Origin of the sequence: Streptomyces sp. IBSBF 3136 (genome assembly GCF_036815105.1) — a bacterium.
Taxonomy (GTDB): domain Bacteria; phylum Actinomycetota; class Actinomycetes; order Streptomycetales; family Streptomycetaceae; genus Streptomyces.
The window spans coordinates 48,497-68,186 of sequence record NZ_JAJSZC010000001.1 but is presented as its reverse complement, the minus strand read 5'-3'; the positions used below and the strand labels follow the sequence as shown (position 1 = coordinate 68,186).

15 protein-coding genes and 2 pseudogenes are annotated in these 19,690 nt (G+C 70.6%); 12 read left to right on the top strand and 5 right to left on the bottom strand.

Annotated elements, in window-relative coordinates:
- Window positions 1–105: 105 nt before the first annotated feature.
- Window positions 106–243 carry a hypothetical protein gene (locus tag V7E45_RS00235; protein ID WP_333771999.1) on the bottom strand — a complete coding sequence of 46 codons (138 nt, stop codon included), beginning with the start codon at window positions 241–243 and terminating at the stop codon, window positions 106–108.
- A 222-nt stretch (window positions 244–465) separates the two neighbouring features.
- Between V7E45_RS00235 and V7E45_RS00230 the strand changes: the two genes are divergently transcribed.
- Window positions 466–1,098 (top strand): TetR/AcrR family transcriptional regulator, encoded by a 633-nt coding sequence (locus tag V7E45_RS00230; protein WP_333771998.1) that lies wholly within the window; start codon window positions 466–468, stop codon window positions 1,096–1,098.
- An 89-nt stretch (window positions 1,099–1,187) separates the two neighbouring features.
- On the opposite strand, the pseudogene V7E45_RS00225 reads toward V7E45_RS00230, so the two are convergent.
- Together V7E45_RS00225 and V7E45_RS00220 are read right to left on the bottom strand one after the other, a co-directional pair.
- Window positions 1,188–1,541: pseudogene (locus V7E45_RS00225) on the bottom strand (SsgA family sporulation/cell division regulator); the annotation flags it as partial.
- 309 nt (window positions 1,542–1,850) lie between these two features.
- Window positions 1,851–2,246 (bottom strand): hypothetical protein, encoded by a 396-nt coding sequence (locus V7E45_RS00220; protein WP_333771997.1) that lies wholly within the window; start codon window positions 2,244–2,246, stop codon window positions 1,851–1,853.
- A 357-nt stretch (window positions 2,247–2,603) separates the two neighbouring features.
- Here V7E45_RS00220 and V7E45_RS00215 point away from each other — a divergent pair, with 357 nt between their 5' ends.
- From V7E45_RS00215 to V7E45_RS00195, 5 genes and pseudogenes are all read left to right on the top strand, one after another.
- Window positions 2,604–5,066, top strand: a complete 2,463-nt coding sequence (locus V7E45_RS00215) for a SpoIIE family protein phosphatase (RefSeq protein ID WP_443055885.1) — start codon at window positions 2,604–2,606, stop codon at window positions 5,064–5,066.
- Window positions 5,067–5,136: 70 nt separating this feature from the next.
- Window positions 5,137–7,575, top strand: coding sequence for an ATP-binding SpoIIE family protein phosphatase (locus tag V7E45_RS00210; protein WP_333771995.1), 2,439 nt, complete (start codon window positions 5,137–5,139; stop codon window positions 7,573–7,575).
- A 100-nt stretch (window positions 7,576–7,675) separates the two neighbouring features.
- Window positions 7,676–8,191, top strand: a complete 516-nt coding sequence (locus V7E45_RS00205) for a zinc-binding dehydrogenase (RefSeq protein WP_333771994.1) — start codon at window positions 7,676–7,678, stop codon at window positions 8,189–8,191.
- Between the two features lie 193 nt (window positions 8,192–8,384).
- Window positions 8,385–9,062 carry an HdeD family acid-resistance protein gene (locus V7E45_RS00200; protein ID WP_333771993.1) on the top strand — a complete coding sequence of 226 codons (678 nt, stop codon included), beginning with the start codon at window positions 8,385–8,387 and terminating at the stop codon, window positions 9,060–9,062.
- Window positions 9,063–9,193: 131 nt separating this feature from the next.
- Window positions 9,194–9,831 (top strand): annotated as a pseudogene (locus V7E45_RS00195) (TetR/AcrR family transcriptional regulator).
- A gap of 59 nt (window positions 9,832–9,890) precedes the next feature.
- On the opposite strand, the gene V7E45_RS00190 reads toward V7E45_RS00195, so the two are convergent.
- Together V7E45_RS00190 and V7E45_RS00185 are read right to left on the bottom strand one after the other, a co-directional pair.
- Complete coding sequence (locus V7E45_RS00190) at window positions 9,891–11,078, bottom strand: glycoside hydrolase family 15 protein (RefSeq protein ID WP_333771992.1); 1,188 nt, start codon at window positions 11,076–11,078, stop codon at window positions 9,891–9,893.
- A 138-nt stretch (window positions 11,079–11,216) separates the two neighbouring features.
- A complete protein-coding gene (locus tag V7E45_RS00185; RefSeq protein ID WP_333771991.1) occupies window positions 11,217–11,852 on the bottom strand; it encodes a TetR/AcrR family transcriptional regulator in 636 nt (211 codons plus the stop codon).
- Window positions 11,853–11,990: 138 nt separating this feature from the next.
- Between V7E45_RS00185 and V7E45_RS00180 the strand changes: the two genes are divergently transcribed.
- The 6 genes from V7E45_RS00180 to V7E45_RS00155 all read left to right on the top strand — a co-directional run bounded on the left by V7E45_RS00180 (window position 11,991) and on the right by V7E45_RS00155 (window position 19,592).
- Window positions 11,991–13,133 carry a VOC family protein gene (locus V7E45_RS00180; protein ID WP_333771990.1) on the top strand — a complete coding sequence of 381 codons (1,143 nt, stop codon included), beginning with the start codon at window positions 11,991–11,993 and terminating at the stop codon, window positions 13,131–13,133.
- Complete coding sequence (locus V7E45_RS00175) at window positions 13,130–14,068, top strand: fumarylacetoacetate hydrolase family protein (RefSeq protein ID WP_333771989.1); 939 nt, start codon at window positions 13,130–13,132, stop codon at window positions 14,066–14,068. The genes V7E45_RS00180 and V7E45_RS00175 overlap by 4 nt, the downstream gene beginning before the upstream one ends.
- A complete protein-coding gene (mhpA, locus tag V7E45_RS00170; protein ID WP_333771988.1) occupies window positions 14,065–15,684 on the top strand; it encodes a bifunctional 3-(3-hydroxy-phenyl)propionate/3-hydroxycinnamic acid hydroxylase MhpA in 1,620 nt (539 codons plus the stop codon). Before V7E45_RS00175 ends, mhpA begins: the two co-directional genes overlap by 4 nt.
- Window positions 15,681–17,699, top strand: a complete 2,019-nt coding sequence (locus V7E45_RS00165) for an acetoacetate--CoA ligase (RefSeq protein WP_333771987.1) — start codon at window positions 15,681–15,683, stop codon at window positions 17,697–17,699. Before mhpA ends, V7E45_RS00165 begins: the two co-directional genes overlap by 4 nt.
- A 78-nt stretch (window positions 17,700–17,777) precedes the next feature.
- Window positions 17,778–18,395 carry a malonic semialdehyde reductase gene (locus V7E45_RS00160; protein WP_333772050.1) on the top strand — a complete coding sequence of 206 codons (618 nt, stop codon included), beginning with the start codon at window positions 17,778–17,780 and terminating at the stop codon, window positions 18,393–18,395.
- Between the two features lie 348 nt (window positions 18,396–18,743).
- Window positions 18,744–19,592: an oxygenase MpaB family protein gene (locus V7E45_RS00155; protein WP_333771986.1), complete on the top strand. Its 849-nt coding sequence runs from the start codon at window positions 18,744–18,746 to the stop codon at window positions 19,590–19,592.
- Window positions 19,593–19,690: the final 98 nt, after the last annotated feature.

Genomic DNA, 19,690 nt, shown 5'->3' with positions numbered 1-19,690 from the left:
TCCTCTTCTTCATGGGGTGCCGGAAAACCGTGGGCGCCGGTGCTCCCTCACGCACCGGCGCCCACTCACCCCTGCCCGAGGTGGCTTGGTGTCCCGCTGACGGCCTCAGGGGACGAGAATGAGGCGGATGGGGTCGCCGGTCTTGTTCTCCAGACGGCTGACCGCGTCGGCCGCGTCGACGAGCGGGATGTGGTCGGTGATGGAGGGGGCCAGGTCGAGGCGTCCGCCTGCGGCGAGCTGCACCAGCTCGTAGACGCCGTCGGGCGTGCCGCCGTAGCGGCCGCGTACCTGCTTCTCCAGGTAGTTGAATAGGTACCGTACGCCGTATGAAATGCGATGTAACCCCGGTCGACGGGAGGGGCGCCGGGATTGGGGTCATTTTCCGTACGCCGTATGGGCGCTGGTACCGTACTAGGTATGGAAAAAAAGGTGAGACGTCCCCCGCGGGGAACGAGGAAGAGGGACGTGCCTCTGACCGAGGCCGGGATCTACGCCGCCGCCCTGCGGCTGATCGACGAGGACGGGGTCGAGGCGCTCACCATGCGCAAACTCGCCACTGTGCTCGATGCGAACCCGATGTCGCTGTACCACCACGTGCCGAACAAGGAAGCCGTGCTGCGCGGCGTGACGAGGACGGTCGGAGCCCAGTTCCGCACCGTGACACTTGAGGACGCCCCCTGGCAGGATCGCATCCGCCTTCTGGCGACGGATTTCCGGACGCTGGCGCACCGCCACCCCAAGCTGATGGCCTACTCCTTCAGCCACCAGCCGGACTTCATCCAGCCCGACGACCCGTTCTGGGCGGCGCTCACCGCCGTCGTGGCCGCCGCGGGGGTGCCGGAGTCGGAGATTGCGGAGGTCGCTGCTCTCACGGTCGCCGTCGTCGTCGGTGTTCTCACGGCCGAGCTCAACGGCTCGCTTCACCAGTGGGCGAGCCTCATGGCCCCCGGTCTTGCTGCCGGTGAGGAGGGGCCCACGGACGCGGCCCCCTCGGGGCCTGTCCAGGACCGCAGGTTCCGCCTGGTGATGGACACACTCATCGCCGGCCTGGAGAGCCGGCTCGCCACCGAACGTGAAAGCCGGGGCGCCGGCCACTGAGTGAACCGGAGCAGGGGGCGGCGAAGCGCTGATGGGCCGCTCACCCTTCTCGCTGCGTCACCCCTTCGTTTCCTTTCCTCCGTGCCACGTGGCACGAGCGCCTCCGTGTCGTCCAGTAAGGACTTGATGTCCCGCACGGGAGCTTCGAGCAAGGCGGTCCCTGCGGAAGACCCGAGGGCGATGTACATGGCAGGGATGTCGGGTTCGGGGGCCGGCCAGGTCCGGACGTCCGCGGAGCCGGCGAAGCCCTTCAGGCCGTCGGCCAGAACGTCCCGCCCCAGGATCCATTCGACCGGCTCGTCACCGTCGAGGAAGAAGGCGGCACGGACGACGTAGGGATCGTCGGGCTCGTGACGCAGGCGGACGCACACGGGCAGTGAGTAGTCGCACGAGACGACCAGTTGCAGGGCCGCCCGCCGCTCCACGGTCTTCAAGGGCTTCATCGGGTTCCCTCCTGGGCACGCCTCGGCCGCACCCCGAGCCGGCAGGCGGCGAAGAGGCGGCTGAAGGGGAGGCTGATCAGTGGCGGTGCTGCGGCACCGGTGGCGATGCGTGGTGCCGCAGCGGCTGGGCAGCGCGAGCCGGGCGGCGCGTGACGGGTGGTGGCATCGCGGGCAGGTCCGAGAACGGGAGGCCCTCACCCACCGGCGGTCCGGGACCGGTGATCCTCGGCCGGCGGGCGTGCTCCCTACCGCCGGCCGAATTCGAGGCAGGAGAACGGCCTGCCCCCGCGGCATTCAGCGAGACTCGCCTCACCGGTCGCCGTGATCCCCGTCGTGGCGTGCCATGGCCCGGCCATCCTCCTGGACGTGGTTCCAGCCGTGCCCGTACGAGCCGTCGGACTTCCAGGAGTGCCTCCCGTCGTCCCCGTCGTAGAACCGACCGTCGCGGTCGTACCGGGCCGAGTCGCCGACGCGGTCCTCGTGGTGCCATCCTCGCGTCCGGTCCCAGGAGCAGCCCTGGTCCAGCAGGTGGCCGAAGCCGTGGTCCCAGCGGTAGGCGGCGGCGTGCGTACCGACGGGTGGGTGCTGGACGTGCGCGGACGGGGAGGTCGCGGCCGAAGCGGTGCCCCCGGCACCGAGGACGGCGCCGCCGGTGATCGCTAGGGAGGAGACAGCGGCAGCGATGCGCTTCGTGAGCTGCTTCATGATCGTTCCTTTCCGGTCGGCGCCATCTACGCCGGCGGCCCGGCGGCCGATGCGTGGCGCCTGATGCGCCCTTGCCGAGGTTCCATACGTCGTATGGAACTGTCTGGACAGTTTTAACATACAACGTATGGAACTGTCGAGATCGGGCGGCACGGGCGGCCGGTCGATGTCCGGAGGGGCTTGACGGCCGGATCGCCAAGGCTGATGATTTCATCAGAAATGGGCAAATTGCTCATTTGCGGCATGCGCCGCACTGTGTGCCGCTCACCGGACATCGCCGTTCGCCCCGGCCGCACACAGGGCCGTCGCGCCGAGTGCCGACGCCCGCTCACCTCCGCACCTATGGGATGGACCGCGATGACCCTTACCCCCCCGACCCTCCTCGCCGAGCCGGCCGGCCCCCGTGAGATGCCGGACGCCGCCATAGCGATGCTCGATGCCCAGGGCACCGTGGTCGGTTGGACGCACGCCGCTCAGCAACTCGTCGGTTACTCGGCCGGTGAGGTTGTGGGCCGTTCCGCGGCTCACGTGCTGCCGCCTTCCCAGGACGCCCGGAGGGCGTCGGCGTTCGCCGAGCGGTGCCGTGCGCGGGGTGGATGGTCAGGGACCGCGGCGATACTCCACCGCGACGGTCGCACTCTCAGCATGACGCTGCGGGTCTCGCTGCTGCGGGGACGGGACGCCGGGGTCCGGTGGCTGGTGAGCGTGACGGACATAGGCTCTCTGTCCTCGGGCATGACCAGGGGACCGGTACGGGAGTCGCTTCTCGCCCGTGCGCCGATCGGCATCGTCGTCTATGACCCCCAGTTGCGCTGTGTGTGGGTGAACGACGCCATGGAGCGTCACGACGGCGTTCCCCGTCATCGACGCTTCGGGCGCGGTCTGAAGGACTCGCTTCCCGCCGTCGAGGCCGAAGCCCTCAAGGTGGTGATGCGGCAGGTACTGGAGAGCGGCACGACGACCGTGCACGAATACCGTGCGTGGCCGCCCGCGGACCGGCCCCGTGAGCACGCGTTCTCGGCCTCGTTCTTCTGCCTCCAGGGCGCGGACGGCGCGCCGCTGGGCGTGTGCTCCATGACCGTGGACGTCACCGGGAACCGTCGGGCGCGCGAGCGTCTCGCCATCCTCAGCGAGGCCAGCACGCACATCGGGAGCACCCTCGACGTGATGCGGACGAGCCAGGAACTGGCCGAGCTCGCCGTGCCCCTACTGGCCGACCACGTTCTCGTCGACCTCGTGGAGTCGGTTCCGTTCGGTGTCGAGCCTCCGGCACGGACCGGCACGACGAGTGGCCGCCCTCAGCTGCTGCGCCGTGCCGGTCTGGCCTCCGTCGACCTGGGTGTCCTGGAGTCGCCGTGGGTGCGCGAAGAAGTGGTCCACGCCCACCCTGACTCGCCTTTCTCCGCCGCCATGCGCTCGGGCCGGTCGTACCTGGAGCCGGTGCTGAACACCTGTTCCGGCCCCTGGGTCGACCACGACCCGGTGCGGGCGCAGAAGGTACGCGACAGCGGCGTCCACTCCTTGATGGTCGTACCCATCCGTGCACGGCGCTGCGTGCTGGGACTGGCGCTGTTCGGCCGCTCCGTCGAACAGGCGCCGTTCCAGGAGGACGACCTGCTGCTGGCCGAGGAACTGGTCACGCGCGCCGCGCTCTGCCTGGACAACGCGCTCCAGTACGCGCGCGAGCGCACCGCCGCCCTCGCACTGCAGCGGGACCTCCTTCCTCACCAGGTACGGGGTGGTGCCGCCGTCGACGTCGCCTCTCGCTATGTGCCGGCCGACATGGACCACGGTGTGGGGGGCGACTGGTTCGACGTGATCGAGCTGTCCGGCGCCCGGGTGGCCCTCGTCGTCGGCGACGTGGTGGGACACGGCATCAACGCGGCAGCGACCATGGGCAGGCTGCGCACCGCCGTGCGCACCCTCGCGGACCTCGACCTGCCGCCGGACGAACTGCTGGCGCACCTCGACGACACGGTCCGGCGACTGAACGACGAGGACGCCGACGTTTCCGACCCGGGGGCCGCCGTGGTGGGTGCCACCTGTATTTACGCCGTCTACGACCCGGTCACCCGACGGTGCACGATGGCGCGGGCCGGGCATCCACCGCCCCTGATCGTCGACCCGCGGGGCAGGGTCACCATCCCGGACCTGCCCGCCGCTGCCCCGCTCGGCATGGGCCTCGGCCTGGTCCCCTTCGAGTCCGTGGAGCTGGACCTGCCCGAGGGGAGCGTCCTCGCCCTCTACTCCGACGGCCTGGTCGAGTCCCGCGACGAGGACATCGACGTCGGCCTGCGGCGCCTGGGCGCCGCTCTGACGCAGCCGGGTGCACCCCTGGAAGACCTGTGCTCACGGGCGATGGAGACCTTGCCCGCTCGGGTATCTGCCGACGACGTCACGTTGCTCCTGGCACGGACGCGAGCACTGCAACCCGCGCAGGTCGCCTCCTGGGACCTGCAGAACGACCACCTCACCGTCCGCACGGCCCGGCACCTGGCCGTCCGTCAGCTCAGGCAGTGGGGTCTTGAGCCGCTGGTGACGCCCGTGGAGTCGATCGTCAGCGAACTGGTGACCAATGCCATCCGCCACGGCAACGGTCCGAGCCGGCTGCGGCTCATCCAGCACCGGGTGCTGACATGTGAGGTCTCCGACACCCATACCGGCCTGCCACGCCCCAGTCATCCGCGCACGCTCGACGAGCACGGCCGCGGCCTCAATCTCGTCGCTCGGCTGTCGCGCAGGTGGGGCTCCCGCTCCGCAGCACACGGCAAGGTCGTCTGGGCCGAACAAGACCTGCCGTCCACAGCCGGCGCCCGCTGAGACACCGACTGCCGACAACCGCCACAACGGAAATCCGTTCTCGCGGGCCCTCGTCATGGAAGCAAAAGACATGAACATACGGAATATCAAGAACGCCGAACCGGCGGACAGCTCCGAAGGAGCGATGACCGTCTCCGGTGCCGCTCCCGGCGGCAGGCCGTACGCCTTCGACAGCCTGGCCGCCGCCGTGCTCGACGACCGAGGCGCGGTGGTGGGGTGGACCGGCACAGCAGAGGACCTGACCGGGTTCCGCGCCGAGGAGGTCCATGGCCGCCCGGTGCGGGAGCTGGTGGCCGACCTCCCGCACGGCCCGCGCGGTGCCACGCAGTGGCCGGCGACAGGCCGGGTACGACTGCGGCACCGCTGCGGCAACCCGATCGACGTCACGTTCCGGATCACACGGGTGAACGGCTCGGCGGACTACCTCGTGCTCGCGGCCCCCATTCCTCACCTCGCCGACCACCAGCACAGCGACGCGCTCCTGCGCGCGCTGTCCGCACAGAGCGGGATCACGATCGCTCTGCACGACACCGATCTCACGACCATGCAGACGAACGCCATGCCGGACACTCCCGACGGGCGCCCTGTACAGCCCGGCACACGGCTGTGCGACGTGCTGTGCGCCGAGGACGCCGAGAGCATCGAGGCCGTACTGCGGCAGGTGCTCGAAACGGGCGTCCCGGTGATCAACCGGCATCAGCGAGTGCGCTGGCGGGACCATCCGGCGCCGCGGCACGAGCTGTCGCTGTCCACCTTCCGCCTGGAGGACGCGCGAGGCCGCCCCACGGGGGTCGCAGCCCTTTACATAGACGACACCGACCAACTGCGCGTCCGCCGCCAGCTGGATCTGGCCCGCGAGGTCGCCGAGCGCGTGGGCGGTTCCCTGGACGTCGTGCGGACCGCGCAGGACCTCACGGACGTCCTCGTACCCGCCTTCGGCGATCTCGCCGCAGTCGACCTCGCACAGGCCGTCTTCAACGGTGACGAACCCGTCGAGCGGCTGGGTGGAGGAGATCCACATCTGCGCAATGCGGCCCTGGCGCCGGCCACGGCAGCATGGCCGGCCGGAATCCAGCGCGGCAACCTCGTGCCACCGCTGTCCGACCACCCCCTCCTGCGCCGCTTCCAGCACGGCGAGACAGTCGTCTACGGCCCGGACGACATCATCGCCCTGATCGGCGACCCGCAGCAGGTCGAGCAGCTCCTCCCGCGCGAGGCCCATGCGGTGATGGTGTCACCGCTGTACGCCCGTGGCCTCACCCTCGGCGCGATCGTGGTCTGGCGCACCGGCTCGTCCGCACCGTTCACCGGGGACGAGGTGGACCTCATGCGGCAGATCGCTTCGCGGGGAGCGCTCGCCATCGACAACGCCCGCCGCTACACGCGCGAGCACAGAGCGGCCGTGGTCCTGCAACAGAGCCTGCTTCCTCCGGCCACGACCGACACCCCGGCCGCCGAGACCGCCGGCGTCTACCTGCCCGCAGGCGGGGGAGCGGGCACCCGCGGGGACTGGTACGACGCCATCGCACTGCCCTCCCTCCGGCTGGCCCTCGTCGCCGGAGACGTGGCCGGTCACGGCATACCCGCGAGCATCACCATGGGCCGTCTGCGCGCGGCCATCCAGACCCTCGCGGATCTCGAACTGGAACCGGACGAACTGCTCACACGAACCGCCGACCTGGTCCAGCGCCTCGCGGCGGAAGCGCCGCCTGGCGACCACGGCATCGTGGGCGCCACCTGTCTGTACGCGGTCTACGACCCGGTCACCCGACGCTGTGCCATGGCCAGTGCCGGTCACCCGCCGCCGGTGTGCGTCCGGCCCGACGGGACCGCCGAAGCCGTCGGCATCATCCCGGGGCCACCACTCGCCGTCTGCGGCATGCCGTACGAGACCACGACCATCGAGCTGGAACCGGGCAGCGTCCTCGCGCTCTACACGGACGGCCTGGTCGACCGAGGTGCGGACGACACCGAGGACGGGCTCCGGCGGCTGACGGATGCGCTCGCCGCGTCCTGCCGACCGGACCGACCGCTGGAGGAGACCGGCCAGGCGCTCCTCACCGAGCTGGTGGACGAAGCACCGTGCGACGATGCGACCCTGCTGCTGGCACGCACCCGCGCCATATCGGGTGAGGACACCGCCCACCGGCGGATACCGGCCGATCCGGCTGCCGTCTCCGAGGCCCGGGAATGGGCGACCCGCCAACTCACCGCGTGGGGGCTGGACGACCTCCTCTTCCCCACGCAACTCATCGTCAGTGAACTCGTCACCAACGCGATCCGCTACGGGCGTCCGCCGACCGAGCTGCGGCTGATCCACCACGGCACGCTGGTCTGCGAGGTCACCGACTCCAGCGGCACCCAGCCCCGCCTGCGGCGCGCCCGCACCACGGACGAGGGCGGGCGTGGCCTGTTCCTCGTCGCCCAACTGACTGAGCGCTGGGGTTGCCGCCATGGTCAGAACGGCAAGACCATCTGGTGCGAGCTGCCCGTCCAGGGCCCCCGCTGACCGACCTCGACCGCGGAGCCGACCGCCCTTCGGTGTCTGCGCGGCAGGTTTTGCGATCGTCGGAAGACGGGACGAGTAGGGGCCAGGCTCGACCGCGGTCGTGATCGGGGCCGGTGGCCTGGGCCAGGTAACCATCCAGATCCTGCGCGCGCTCAGCGCGGCGACCACCGTGGTCGCCGTCGACACCGACGCCGGCAAACTCGAAACCGCCGAGCACATGGGCGCCGACCTCTCGCTGCTCTCGAGCGACGAGACGATCACGCACATCAAGGACGTCACGGGGCAGCAGGGCGCTCAGCTCGTCCTCGACATGGTCGGCATCGACCCGACCCTGCGGATGGCCGCTCAGGTGGCCAGGACACTCGGCCACGTGACCATCGTCGGCCTCGGCGGCGGAGTCCTGCCCGTCAACTTCTCCAGCCCGCCGCACGAGTGCTCGGTCGTCTCGCCCTACTGGGGCTATCTCGCCGAACTGATGGAGGTGATCACCCTCGCCCAGCAGGAAAAGATCAAGATGCTGGTCGAGTACTTCCCCTTGGAACGCGCCGACGAGGCGTACCGGCTCCTGCACGACGGCAAGATCCGAGGACGCGCCGTCATCACCCCACACGTCTGAGCACAGTCGTCAACGCGACGGAGCACGACCAGGGGCATGCGCCGGTGAGCGGAGCAGCTCTGGTCGTGACCGGTGAACGCGCCGCGAAGGCGCCGCGAAGGCGCCCTCTCCATCGAGCAGCCTGCGGCTCACCGGGCGACGATGGACATGTTAGGCCGTGACGATGAGCTACTTCGAGAAGGAGGCAGGTGCCATGACATCTCCTTCCACTTCCCCCGGCCCCGACCCCCCTCGTGGCACCGAACCACGAGAAGGCCCCCTGGCCGAAGGCATGGCCACCCTGGCGAACCTGGGCTGGCAGATCCTGCTCACCATGGGCCTCGCCACCATCGCTCTGGGCGTGGTCGCCCTGGTCTGGCCGGAGGCGACACTGCGCGTCGTCGGCATCCTCTTCGGCGTCTACCTGCTGGTCACCGGTGTCTTCCAACTTGCCGCCGCCTTCGGCGCGCACGTCGCCCGGCATCTGCGCGTCCTGCACTTCATCACCGGCGCTGCCTCCGTCCTCCTGGGACTGATCTGCTTCCGGGGGACCCTGGAGTCGATCTTCCTGCTCGCCCTGTGGATCGGCTTCAGCTGGCTCCTGCGCGGCACCACGGAGACGGCTGCGGCGGCCTCCGTACCGGACATGCCGGCGCGCGGCTGGCACGTGGCCTTCGGCATCATCGGTGCTCTGGCCGGCATCGTGATGATCATCATGCCGTTCGCCTCGATCGCAGCGCTCACCCTGGTCGTGGGCGTCATGGCCATAGTTCTCGGCCTGACCGAAGTGGTCCGGGCCGTCAGGACGCGCGTCGAAATCGGCCGGCTCACCCGGGGCACGGCCGCCCAGCGGCGCTCCATGTTCCAGGCACGTCCGCACCCCCAGCACTGACCGGCGGAGCTGGGACGCGAGCTGTTGCCACGGGCGTGGTGATCTGCCGACGGGCATCCATGCCCAGTGGACGGGGTGGCGCGATCATGCAATGATGAATCCATCAGAACTGGTGATGCCATTCATTGGACATTCCGATGTCAAGCTCGAACAGCAATAGATTCGAACGCCGACGCTCGGAGACCCGGCAGGCTCTGGTCCGGGCCGCCCGCCAGATCCTTGCCGAGTCCGGCGACGCCGGCGCCAGCGTCCGTTCCATCGCGGAGCGCGCGGACGTCGGCCTTGGCTCGTTCTACAACCACTTCGCGTCCAAACGCGATCTGTTCGACGCGGCGGTGGCCGATGCGCTGGAGGAGTATGTCGAAGCCATTGAGGTGCGTCTGACCGGACTGGACGATCCCGCGGAGCGCGTGGCGGGGGGCGTCCGGCTCAGCGCGGACGTGGCCGAGTCACGCCCTCAGATCATGCGGATCCTCTGCCACAGCGGGCTCGGCCGCATTCATGCCGGCCGTGGACTGCTCATGCACCGTGCGCAGCGTGACGTGAGCAGGGCATCGCCTCGGGCCGCTTCGCCGTGACCGACCCGGTCATCGCCCTGTCCGCCCTGAACGGCAGCCTTCTGGCTCTCCTGGAGCTGTGGTTCACCCAACCCAAGATCGACAGCGACCGGACCGCGGGCGCCATGGCCGAGATGCTCCTGCACATGCTCGGCGTTCCCCTGGAGGAAGCCGGCCGACTGGTCCGGCGTCCTCTTCCTGGTCCGGCCTGAAGGAGCCCGGTCCGTACCTTCTGCCGTGAGCTGTGCCGCCGGCCGGTGCCGCCGAGTCGTCAGCCGAGGGCGCGGTCGAGGTTGAACGCGGCGCTGATGAGGGCGAGGTGGGTGAAGGCCTGCGGAAAATTGCCCAGTTGTTCGCCTGTGTGGCTGATCTCCTCGGCATACAGCCCGACATGGTTGGCGTAGGTGAGCATCTTCTCGAAGGCCAGGCGGGCTTCGTCCAGGCGGCCGGCGCGGGTGAGGGCCTCGACGTACCAGAAGGAGCAGATGGAGAAGGTGCCCTCGTCGCCGTCCAGGCCGTCGGGGCTGGCCTTGGGGTCGTAGCGCCAGACGAGGGAGTCGGAGACCAGTTCGTGGCCGAGGGCGTCGAGGGTGGACAGCCACACGGGGTCATGGGGAGCGATGAACCTGGTCAGCGGCATCATCAGCAGGGCAGCGTCCAACACGTCGCCGCCCTCGTACTGCACGAACGCGGCCACGATCGCGCCGGTGGGGGCGTAGGTGAGCAGCTTGAGCGTGAGTGCGGAGCGGTGCACCATCTCCCGCCAGCGGCCGCGGTAGCGGGACTGCTGCAACCAGTGCCGCCAGAAGGCGACCGTGGCGGTGAACTCCGACTCCGCCTCGCCCTGGGAGCAGCCGCGCGGCGGTGTCCCGTCGCGGACCCGGTCCAAGGCGAGGACCGCCGTCTCCCCCTGGGAGAGTGCGAACTCTGCGCACACGTCGGTCTCGTGGGCCTTCATCGGCACCGTGGAGGTCAGCGTCAACGACAGCGCCTCGGAGGTGAAGAGGGCGGCCTGGTCCAGCATCCGCACGGTGTGCGGCTGAGTGCCGTAGCCGAACCGGGGGCTGACCCGGGCCCGGAACGGGATACTTCCGCGGACGCACACCACCCGACGGATCAGCCGGTGACGGTCGGCGTCGGCGGCGTCCCCCACGGGCATGAAGTCCTGGATCTCTCCCAGCCCGTCCTCGGTGAAGAACCGGGTGATCAGCACATTGGTGTCGGGGAAGTAGAACTGTTTGGTCTCCGCCCGAACGGCCGGCGACAGCTCGAAGGATCCGCCTCGATCCGCGTCCAGCAGGGCGGCGAACACGCTGGGGGAGTCGAAGGAGGGGCAGCAGTACCAGTCGATGGTCCCGTCGGTGCCCACGAGGGCCGCCGTCCGAAGGTCGCCGATCAGGCCGTGATCGGCGATCGGAAGATACCGGTCGGGCGTCGCGCGCGCGGGGGCTCCGGTCATGGCGGCGGCCTCCCTCCTTCTCCCACTGTGATCCTCCCCGGCGGCAGCGGCATCAGATGGGCCCGTCAGGGGCGTCACTGTGACCGGCCCGAGCCCCCGCGGAGCCACTGCCCGGTGTCCCCGCCGCCTCCTGAACCGTCAGTCGAGGTCGGGCAGCGGGCGCCGGGTGACCTCATGGGCGTCGTCCGCGGGGACGCCGAGCATACGCAGGGACATCTCGGCCAGGTCGGACGCGGCCTCGTCGCCGTCGAGGTCGGGGCGGGCCAGTCGGAGCGCCACGAGGGACATGAGGGTGCCACCCACGGCGGACAGGGCGGTGGTCGCGTTGGCGCAGTCGAAACGGCCAGAGGCGATGCCGATCTCCAGGTCGCGCAGCGCTCGCGGGGCCAGGCCGCGCTCGGAGTGAATGTAGGCCAGACCGCGGTCGCGCAGGATCCGCGTGAGTTCGGGGTGGGAGTCGGCCATCCTGGCGGTCAGCCTGAATCCGGCGGCGACCAGCTCGGCCGGATCGTCGATCCCTTCCACCCGCTCGTCGATGAGCTGTCCGAACTCCTCCAGGGCGTCCGTCACCGCGGCGTCGAACAGCTCCGTCTTGGACTCGAAGTGGTTGTAGAAGGAACCGAAACCCACGTCCGCCCGTTCGGCGATGGCCTGGATGCTGGCGCTGGTGTCCCCGGTCTCGGCGAGGATCTGCCGGGCCGCCCGAACGAGCGCCTGGCGGGTCTCGGCACGGCGCCGCTCGAAGCGGTTCTTGGGCGGGGCTGACGTCGGCATACGGCGAGTGTAACAACCGTCGCGATGAGTCTGCCATTACTGATGAGATCATCAACTATTTGGCCTCATCCTATTGACGATGAGACTTGGCAAAGTTGATGATTTCCTCATTACAGCAGTGTTGCTTGGAGGACACTCATGTCCCACCCCGTTAACAAGATCGACGCGCCGACAGCCCACCAAGACCTCCACAGCGAGCGGGGGGCGCTTCGCGGCGAACACCCCGGCCGGTCCCGGAACCCCGTGATCAAGGTGGCGGACCTGGCCTGGCTGGAGTTCGAGAAGCCGGACCTGGACCGGGCCGAGATCTTCGCGCGCGACTTCGGCTTCGGGGTCGCCGCACGCACCGAAGACGCGCTGTGGCTGCGCGGCACGTTCGCAGGCCCACCTTGCATGGTCATTCGGCGCGGGCACGCGTCCCGGTTCATCGGGCCGGCGTTCCGCGCGGCCGAGCCGGCCGATCTCGACCGGCTGGCCCACGCCACCGCCAGCACCGTCCGGGACATCAACGTTCCCGGCGGTGGACGGTCGGTCTCCCTGCTCGATCCCTCGGGCCTCCCCGTCCGGGTCGTGCACTGCCGCGACCAACTGCCCGCGCTGCCCGAGCAGCCCCCGCTGCTCCTCAACACGGGCGGATCGCAGCGCCGTACGAACGCAACCCAGCGCCCACCCCGCGAACCGTCCCGCATCCAGCGCCTGGGCCATGTGGTCATGGAGACGCGGAGCTTCCTCCGCACCCTTGACTGGTACCTGGACACCCTCGGCATGATCGTGTCCGACTTCCTCTTCCTGGACGGGCAGCGCGGACGCGGGCCGACCATGGCGTTCATCCGCTGCGACCAGGGCGGCGTGGCCGTCGATCACCACACCCTCGCCCTGCACCTGGGGCCGGGCACCGGCTATGTCCACTCCGCGTATCAGGTGACCGATCTGGACTCGATCGCGGCCGGCGGCGAGTACCTGGCCGAGCGCGGCTACCAGCGCAGCTGGGGCATCGGCCGGCACATCCAGGGCAGCCAGCTCTTCGACTACTGGCGCGACCCCGACCGCTTCATGCTGGAGCACTTCGCCGACGGCGACCTGTTCTCCTGCGACCTCGAACCCGGATGGGCGCCTATGTCGGCGAGCGGCCTGGCCCAGTGGGGCCCGCGCGTCACCCGCGACTTCCTGGGCGCCCGCCCTTCCCCCGCCAAGCTCCGCGAGGTCATGACGGCCCTGCGCGGCGACAACGAACTCGACCCCGCACGCCTGCTGGGCCTGATGAAAGCGATGAGCTCATGAGCACCAACGTTCTGCGCACCACCGACGGCTGGTGGGTCGTCCGGGACGCACACGCCGTCCGCATCGAGACCAAGGCGGTCACCACCGCCGAGCTGCTCGCCGACCGGGACGCGGTCCGCGAGGCCGCTGCCTCCGGCGACAGCGGTACGCCCGTGGCCGACCTGGTGCCGCTGCCTCCGGTCACCGCCCCCTGCCGGGTGGTCGCTCAGATGGTCAACTACCGCAGCCATGCCAAGGATTCGGGCTTCACCGGCGACGTCCCGCCCACCTTCTTCCGCAAGGCGTCCGGCTCGGTCAGCGGCCCCCATGACACGATCGTCCGCCCGGCGCACGTGAAGTTCCTCGACTACGAGGTGGAACTCGGCCTCGTCATGGGCGCGGCCCTGCCCGTCGGCACCGTCGTGGAGGAGCGGGACCTGCCCCGCTACGTGGCCGGGCTGGTCCTCACCAACGACGTCAGCGCCCGCGACGTCCAGCTGACCAAGACCCAGTTCTACGAGAGCAAGTCCTACCCGACCTTCACACCGACCGGGCCGTACCTGGCCCTGCTGGAGCCCGAGGACTTCGCCCATCTGCTGAACCTGCGGCTGCGGCTGTCCGTGAACGGCGTGCCGCGCCAGGACCGCACGCTTGCCGACATGATCGTGCGGCCCGCGCAGGCGCTCACCCTGCTCGCCCGCTTCCAGACCCTCGACGCGGGCGACCTGCTGCTGACCGGCACCCCTGGCGGCACTGCCCTGAAGGCCCCGCCCAAGCCGGTCGCGAAGATCAGCGCACTGCTGTCGCCCGCAACGAGGTGGAAGGTGTTCTTCAACGGCCAGGCCAAGAACCCCCTCTACCTGCGCGACGGTGACCTCGTCACCGCCACGATCGCCACCCCCGACGGGCGGATCGACCTGGGTGAGCAGCGGACCGCTGTGGCGGACGCGAGGTGAGCGCCGCAGCCCGGAGGCCGGTGGTGATCGTCGGCGCGGGACCTGTGGGCGTCACCGCCGCCCTGCTGCTCGCCCGGCACGGCGTGCGCAGCCTGCTCCTCGAACGCCACCGGGACATCTACCCCCTGCCACGCGCCGTCGTGGCCGACGACGAGGTCCGCCGGATCCTGCAGAGCGTCGGTGTCCATGAGGAGTTCGCCGCCCTCGCCCGCCCGGCCCCCGGGCTGCGGCTGCTGGACGCCCGCCGCCGGGTGATCACCGAGTTCCCCCGGTCCCTGGACGGACACCACGGCTTTCCGCAGACCAGCATGTTCGACCAGCCCGAGCTGGAACGCCTGCTGCGCGACGCCCTGGCGCGCCGCACCGAGTGCGAGCTGTGGAGCGGGGTGGAGGTCGTGTCCGTCACCCAGGACACCGGCGGCACGGCTCCGGTGCGGGTCACCTTCCGCCGCGACGGTGCCGACGAGGAGGAGCACCTGTGGGCCGATGCCGTGCTCGGCTGCGACGGCGCGGGCAGCGTGACCCGCGAAGCGATCGGCGCCACGTGGGAGGACCTGCACTTCGAGGAGAGCTGGCGGGTCATCGACGTGCGCACCAGCCTTCCGGTGCGCACCTGGGAAGGCGCCGAGCAGATCTGCTGCCCCTCCCGGCCGGCCACGTTCATGCGCGTAGGTGAGGACCGCTACCGCTGGGAGTTCCGGCTGTCCGAGGAGGAACGCCTGGACGGCTCTGCGGGACGGCAACGCCTGCGCGAGCTGGTCGCCCCCTGGGTGGACCTGCCGGCAGACGGCTCGCCGGGCGACGACTTCGAGGTGATACGGCAGGCGCAGTACACCTTCCGGGCCCGGCTGGCCGACCGGTGGCGCCGGGGACGCGTCTTCCTGCTGGGCGATGCCGCACATCTCACCCCGCCCTTCGTCGGGCAGGGCCTGTGCGCCGGCCTGCGTGACGCCAACAACCTCACCTGGAAACTCGCCCGGGTCCTCCGACAGGGCGCGCCCGAGGAACTGCTGGACACCTACGAACGCGAGCGCAAGCCGCACGCCCGCCATGTGATCCGCGTGGCGGTCGCCGTCGGCTGGGCCATGACCGGAGGACAGGACCGCGGTGCGGCGTTCCGCCGGGCCGTCGTGGGCGCGGTCTGTCGCATCCCCGGCGTGACCGAGGCGGTGAGCCGTGACCTCAGCCCCGCCCTGACCACCGGTCCACTCGTACGGCGCCGCCCCCAGCTGACGGGCCGCGGGCTGGCCGGCACCTTCTGCCCCCAGCCCTGGGTACGACACGACGGCAAGCGAGTGCGCCTCGACGACGTCCTCGCGGACTGCTTCGCCGTCCTGACCGCGATACCGCCCACAGCGCGGATGACGTCCGTGGCAGCCGCACTGGGCGCGCTCACGATCCACGTCGACGACCTGGACGACGACGGCACCCTGGCCGCCTGGCTGGCACGCGGCCGGGCGGACGCCGTCCTGCTGCGCCCCGACCGCGTCGTGACGGACACCGTGCCGACCGGCGCGGGCGACTTCACAGGCACATCCGTCTGGGCCCCGCTGCTGCACACGACCCGCCGCGCCGATACCCGGCCCGACCCTCTGCCGAGGAGCACCGCATCATGACCACCCCGCGCCTCGCGCCGTACCCCGAACCCTTCTTCACCCCCCGTCCGGACGCGGCCGCCCGCAGCCGCATCGCGGACTTCGCCCGGTGGACTGCGCGGCACCGGGACGCCCCGGACGGCGAAGCCCCGACCGACTACCAGGCCCTCCACCACTGGTCGGTCACCGACCTGGAAGCGTTCTGGGTCGCGGTGTGGGAGTACTTCGACGTCGATGCCACCACTCCCTACGAGCGCGTGCTGGACGAGGAGACCATGCCCGGCGCGCGCTGGTTCCCCGGCGCCTCCCTCAACTACACGCACCACGCGCTGCGCAACCTGGACCCGGAATCGCCCGCGATCACCGCGCTGGACGAGACGGGAGCCGGCTACGAGATCACGGGCCGGCAACTGCGCGCCCGCGTCGCCTCCGTCGCGGCCACCCTGCGCGACCTGGGCGTGGGGGAGGGGGACCGGGTAGTGGGCTACCTGCCCAACACCCCGCACGCGGTCATCGCCTTCCTCGCCACCGCCAGCCTGGGCGCGGTGTGGTCGGTGTGCGGTCAGGACTACGCACCCAAGGCGGCCGCCGACCGCTTCGCCCAGCTCGAACCGACGGTGCTCATCACCGCGGACGGCTACCTCTTCAACGGCACCACGCACGACCGCCGTGCCGCCTCGCTCGACCTCGCCGGAGCCCTTCCCGCTTTGAAGGCCACGGTGCTCGTGGACAACGTGGGCCTCGACTGGCCCGAGAACGGGCACACCATGCTCACGGTCCCCTGGGAGGAAGCGGCCTCCCGCACCGAATACCTCACCATCGTCCCGGTGCCGTTCGACCACCCGCTCTGGGTCGTCTTCTCCTCCGGCACCACCGGCCTGCCCAAGGGCATCGTCCACGGCCACGGTGGCGTCCTGCTCGAACACCTCAAGACCCTGGGCCTGCACTGCGACCTGGGCGTGGGCGACCGCCTGCTGTGGTACACCACCACCCACTGGATGATGTGGAACCTGGTCGTCTCCACCCTGCTGACCGGCGCCACCACCTGCACCTACGACGGCAGCCCCGCGCCGGTGGCGCGCCCGGACATCCTGTGGGAGCTGGCGGCCCGCCACAAGGTCACGGTGTTCGGCACCAGCCCCCAGTACCTGCTGGCCATGGCCAAGCTGGGCATCGAACCGTCCACGCACGACCTGTCCGCCATCCGCGCCATCGGCAGCACCGGCTCCACCCTGCCCGCCTCCGCCTACCCCTGGGTCCGCGACCACGTGGGCGCCGGCATCCAGCTGGCCTCCACCAGCGGCGGCACCGACATCGTCTCCGCGTTCGCAGGCAGCGCCCCCACCACCCCCGTCTGGGCGGGCGAGCTGTCCGCCCCCAACCTGGGCGTGGCACTGGCCGCCTACGACGAGCAAGGCTTCCCCGTCACCGACCGGGTCGGTGAACTCGTCGTCACCCGGCCCATGCCGTCGATGCCGCTGTACTTCTGGAACGACCCCGACGGCAGCCGCTACCGCGATGCCTACTTCAGCGCCTACCCGGGCGTGTGGCGGCACGGCGACTGGATCACCCTCACCTCCCACGGCTCGGTGGTGGTCCACGGCCGTTCCGACGCCACCCTCAACCGCAACGGCGTGCGCCTGGGCAGTGCCGACATCCACGACATCGTCGAGCACCTCCCCGAGATCTCCGAGGCCCTCGTCATCGGCGCGGAGGAACCCGACGGCGGCTACTGGATGCCGCTCTTCGTGGTTCTCGCCGACGGGGCCGACCTGGACGACTCCCTGCGCGACCGGATCCGCGACGCGATCCGCGCGGGTACCTCACCCCGACACGTCCCCGACGAGATCCTCGCCGTACCGGCGATCCCGCACACGAGGACCGGCAAGAAGCTCGAGGTTCCCGTCAAGCGCCTTCTCCAGGGCGCCCCCGCCGAGCAGGTCCTCAACCCCGCGGCCGTCGACAACCCCGAACTGGTCGCCTACTTCGCCCGGTTGGGCGTCGAGCGATCCAGGCGGCCGGCACATGACATGTGACCGATGACCGGACGGGGCGGAGATCCCGCCCCTGGGCCACACCATCCGCAACACCGAAGTCAGAGAGAGACCGTGAGCATGATCGACCGCGAACCGCAGACGCTCGATGTCCTGGACGACGCCGGGCGAAAGCTGCTGTTCACCGAGGCCCGCACCGCGAACACCTTCGCCGACGTGGCCGTCACCGACGACGAACTCTCCGTGATCTGGGAACACGCCCGTTGGTCGCCGAGTGCCGCCAACAGCCAGCCTCTCCGTGTGCTCTTCGTGCGCACCGACGAGGGCAAGGAGCGACTGGTCCGGCATCTCGACGAGGGCAACAGGGCCAAGACGCTTCAAGCGCCGGCGGTGGCGGTCCTGGCGTACGACGTCGACTTCCACGAGCAGATGCCGGCGGTCTTCCCGGCTCGCGGTGAGATGCTGCGAGCGGCCTTCGCCGATCAGGACGAGAAGCGTCGGATGCTGGCCTCCTACAACTCCGCCCTGCAGACAGGGGTGTTCCTGCTTGCGGTGCGCGCGGCGGGGCTCGCGGCCGGTCCCATGGCGGGCTTCGACCGGATCGGCGTGGACAAGGAGTTCTTCGCCGGTAGCGGCTGGCGTTCGCATCTGGTGGTGAACATCGGTCATCCCGGTGCCGATCCGTGGTTCCCGCGGCTGCCCCGCGTGCCCGTCGAGGACGCCGTCGCCTGGGCCTGACGGCACGAAGTGCCGCGAGGAGGTGCCATGCCGTGGGCGCCGGTGCTCCCCTGAGCACCGGCGCCCCTCGCTCACCGCCTGCTTCACCGCCGACATCACCCTGCTGCCCGAAGATCAGGGTGGTGCGGACGTGGTGCCCGGTGATCGGCTTTGTGTCCACATCTCCAGCGCCGCGGTGTGGGGCACGGTCACGCTTCACGGAGTCGACGTGGGCCGCGCGCTGAGCCGCGCGCATCCTGATCACTGCCTCCGCGTCCGCTCCCGTCGCGGCTGACCCGCGGTACCGCTCCGCCGGTATCACTCCGCCCGGCGGCCGTGGCATCGTGGGCGTAGGGCGGAGGTGACCCCATGACCGATGGCGACCCCGGGCTGTTCGGGCCCTCCTCGGTGACCTGGCAGATGCACGGCGACCCGATGATGTGGGTCGCCGGCGTGCGCGCGCTCTATCTCCAGGCCCTGCACCCCCGTGCCGTCCGCGGTGTCCTGCAGAACTCCGACTTCCGCCGCGACGCCTGGGGGCGGCTGATGCGCACCGCCGACTTCGTCGGCACCACCACGTACGGCACCACGGCGGCCGCCGAGCGGGCGGGCGCCCGGGTGCGCAGGATCCACCGGCTGCTCACCGCGACGGACCCGGACACCGGCGAGCGGTACGGCGTCGACGAGCCGGAGCTGCTCCTCTGGGTGCACTGCGCGGAGATCGACTCCTACCTGCACGTCCTGCGCCGCTCCGGCTTCCCGCTCGGTGACGCCGACGCCGACCGCTACATCGCCGAACACCTCGTCAGCGCCCGCCTGGTGGGCCTCGACCCGGGCGCCGTGCCGGCCGACCGGGCCGAGCTGGCCCGGTACTTCGAGAAGGTGCGGCCCGACCTGGCCGCGGGACCCGAGGCACGCGAAGTGGACGACTTCCTCCTCCGCCCGCCGACGCACCCCCTCCTGCTCCCCGCGCGCGAGGTGCTGTGGCGGCGCGTGGCGCACCTGGCGTACGCCTCCCTGCCCCCGTACGCCCACGAGCTGTACGGCAGACCGGCCCCCGCGGCCGCCACCGTCACCCGCAGGCTCCGGGGCACGGGCGCCCTGCTGCGGTGCGTCCCCGCACGTCTGCGCTGGCAACTGCCGCCCAAACACGTCCTGCGCGCCATGGCGAGGCTCGGCCCAGGGGCCCGACCGGCACCATACAAAGTGGGGCGATAGCCCGCCATACTGGACGAGCAGGGGGGTGTGTCACGGAACGGGTCGCGTCGCGCGCGGCCCGGGGGACCGTGGCGCTGCCCCTGAGGGGTGGGGCGGGC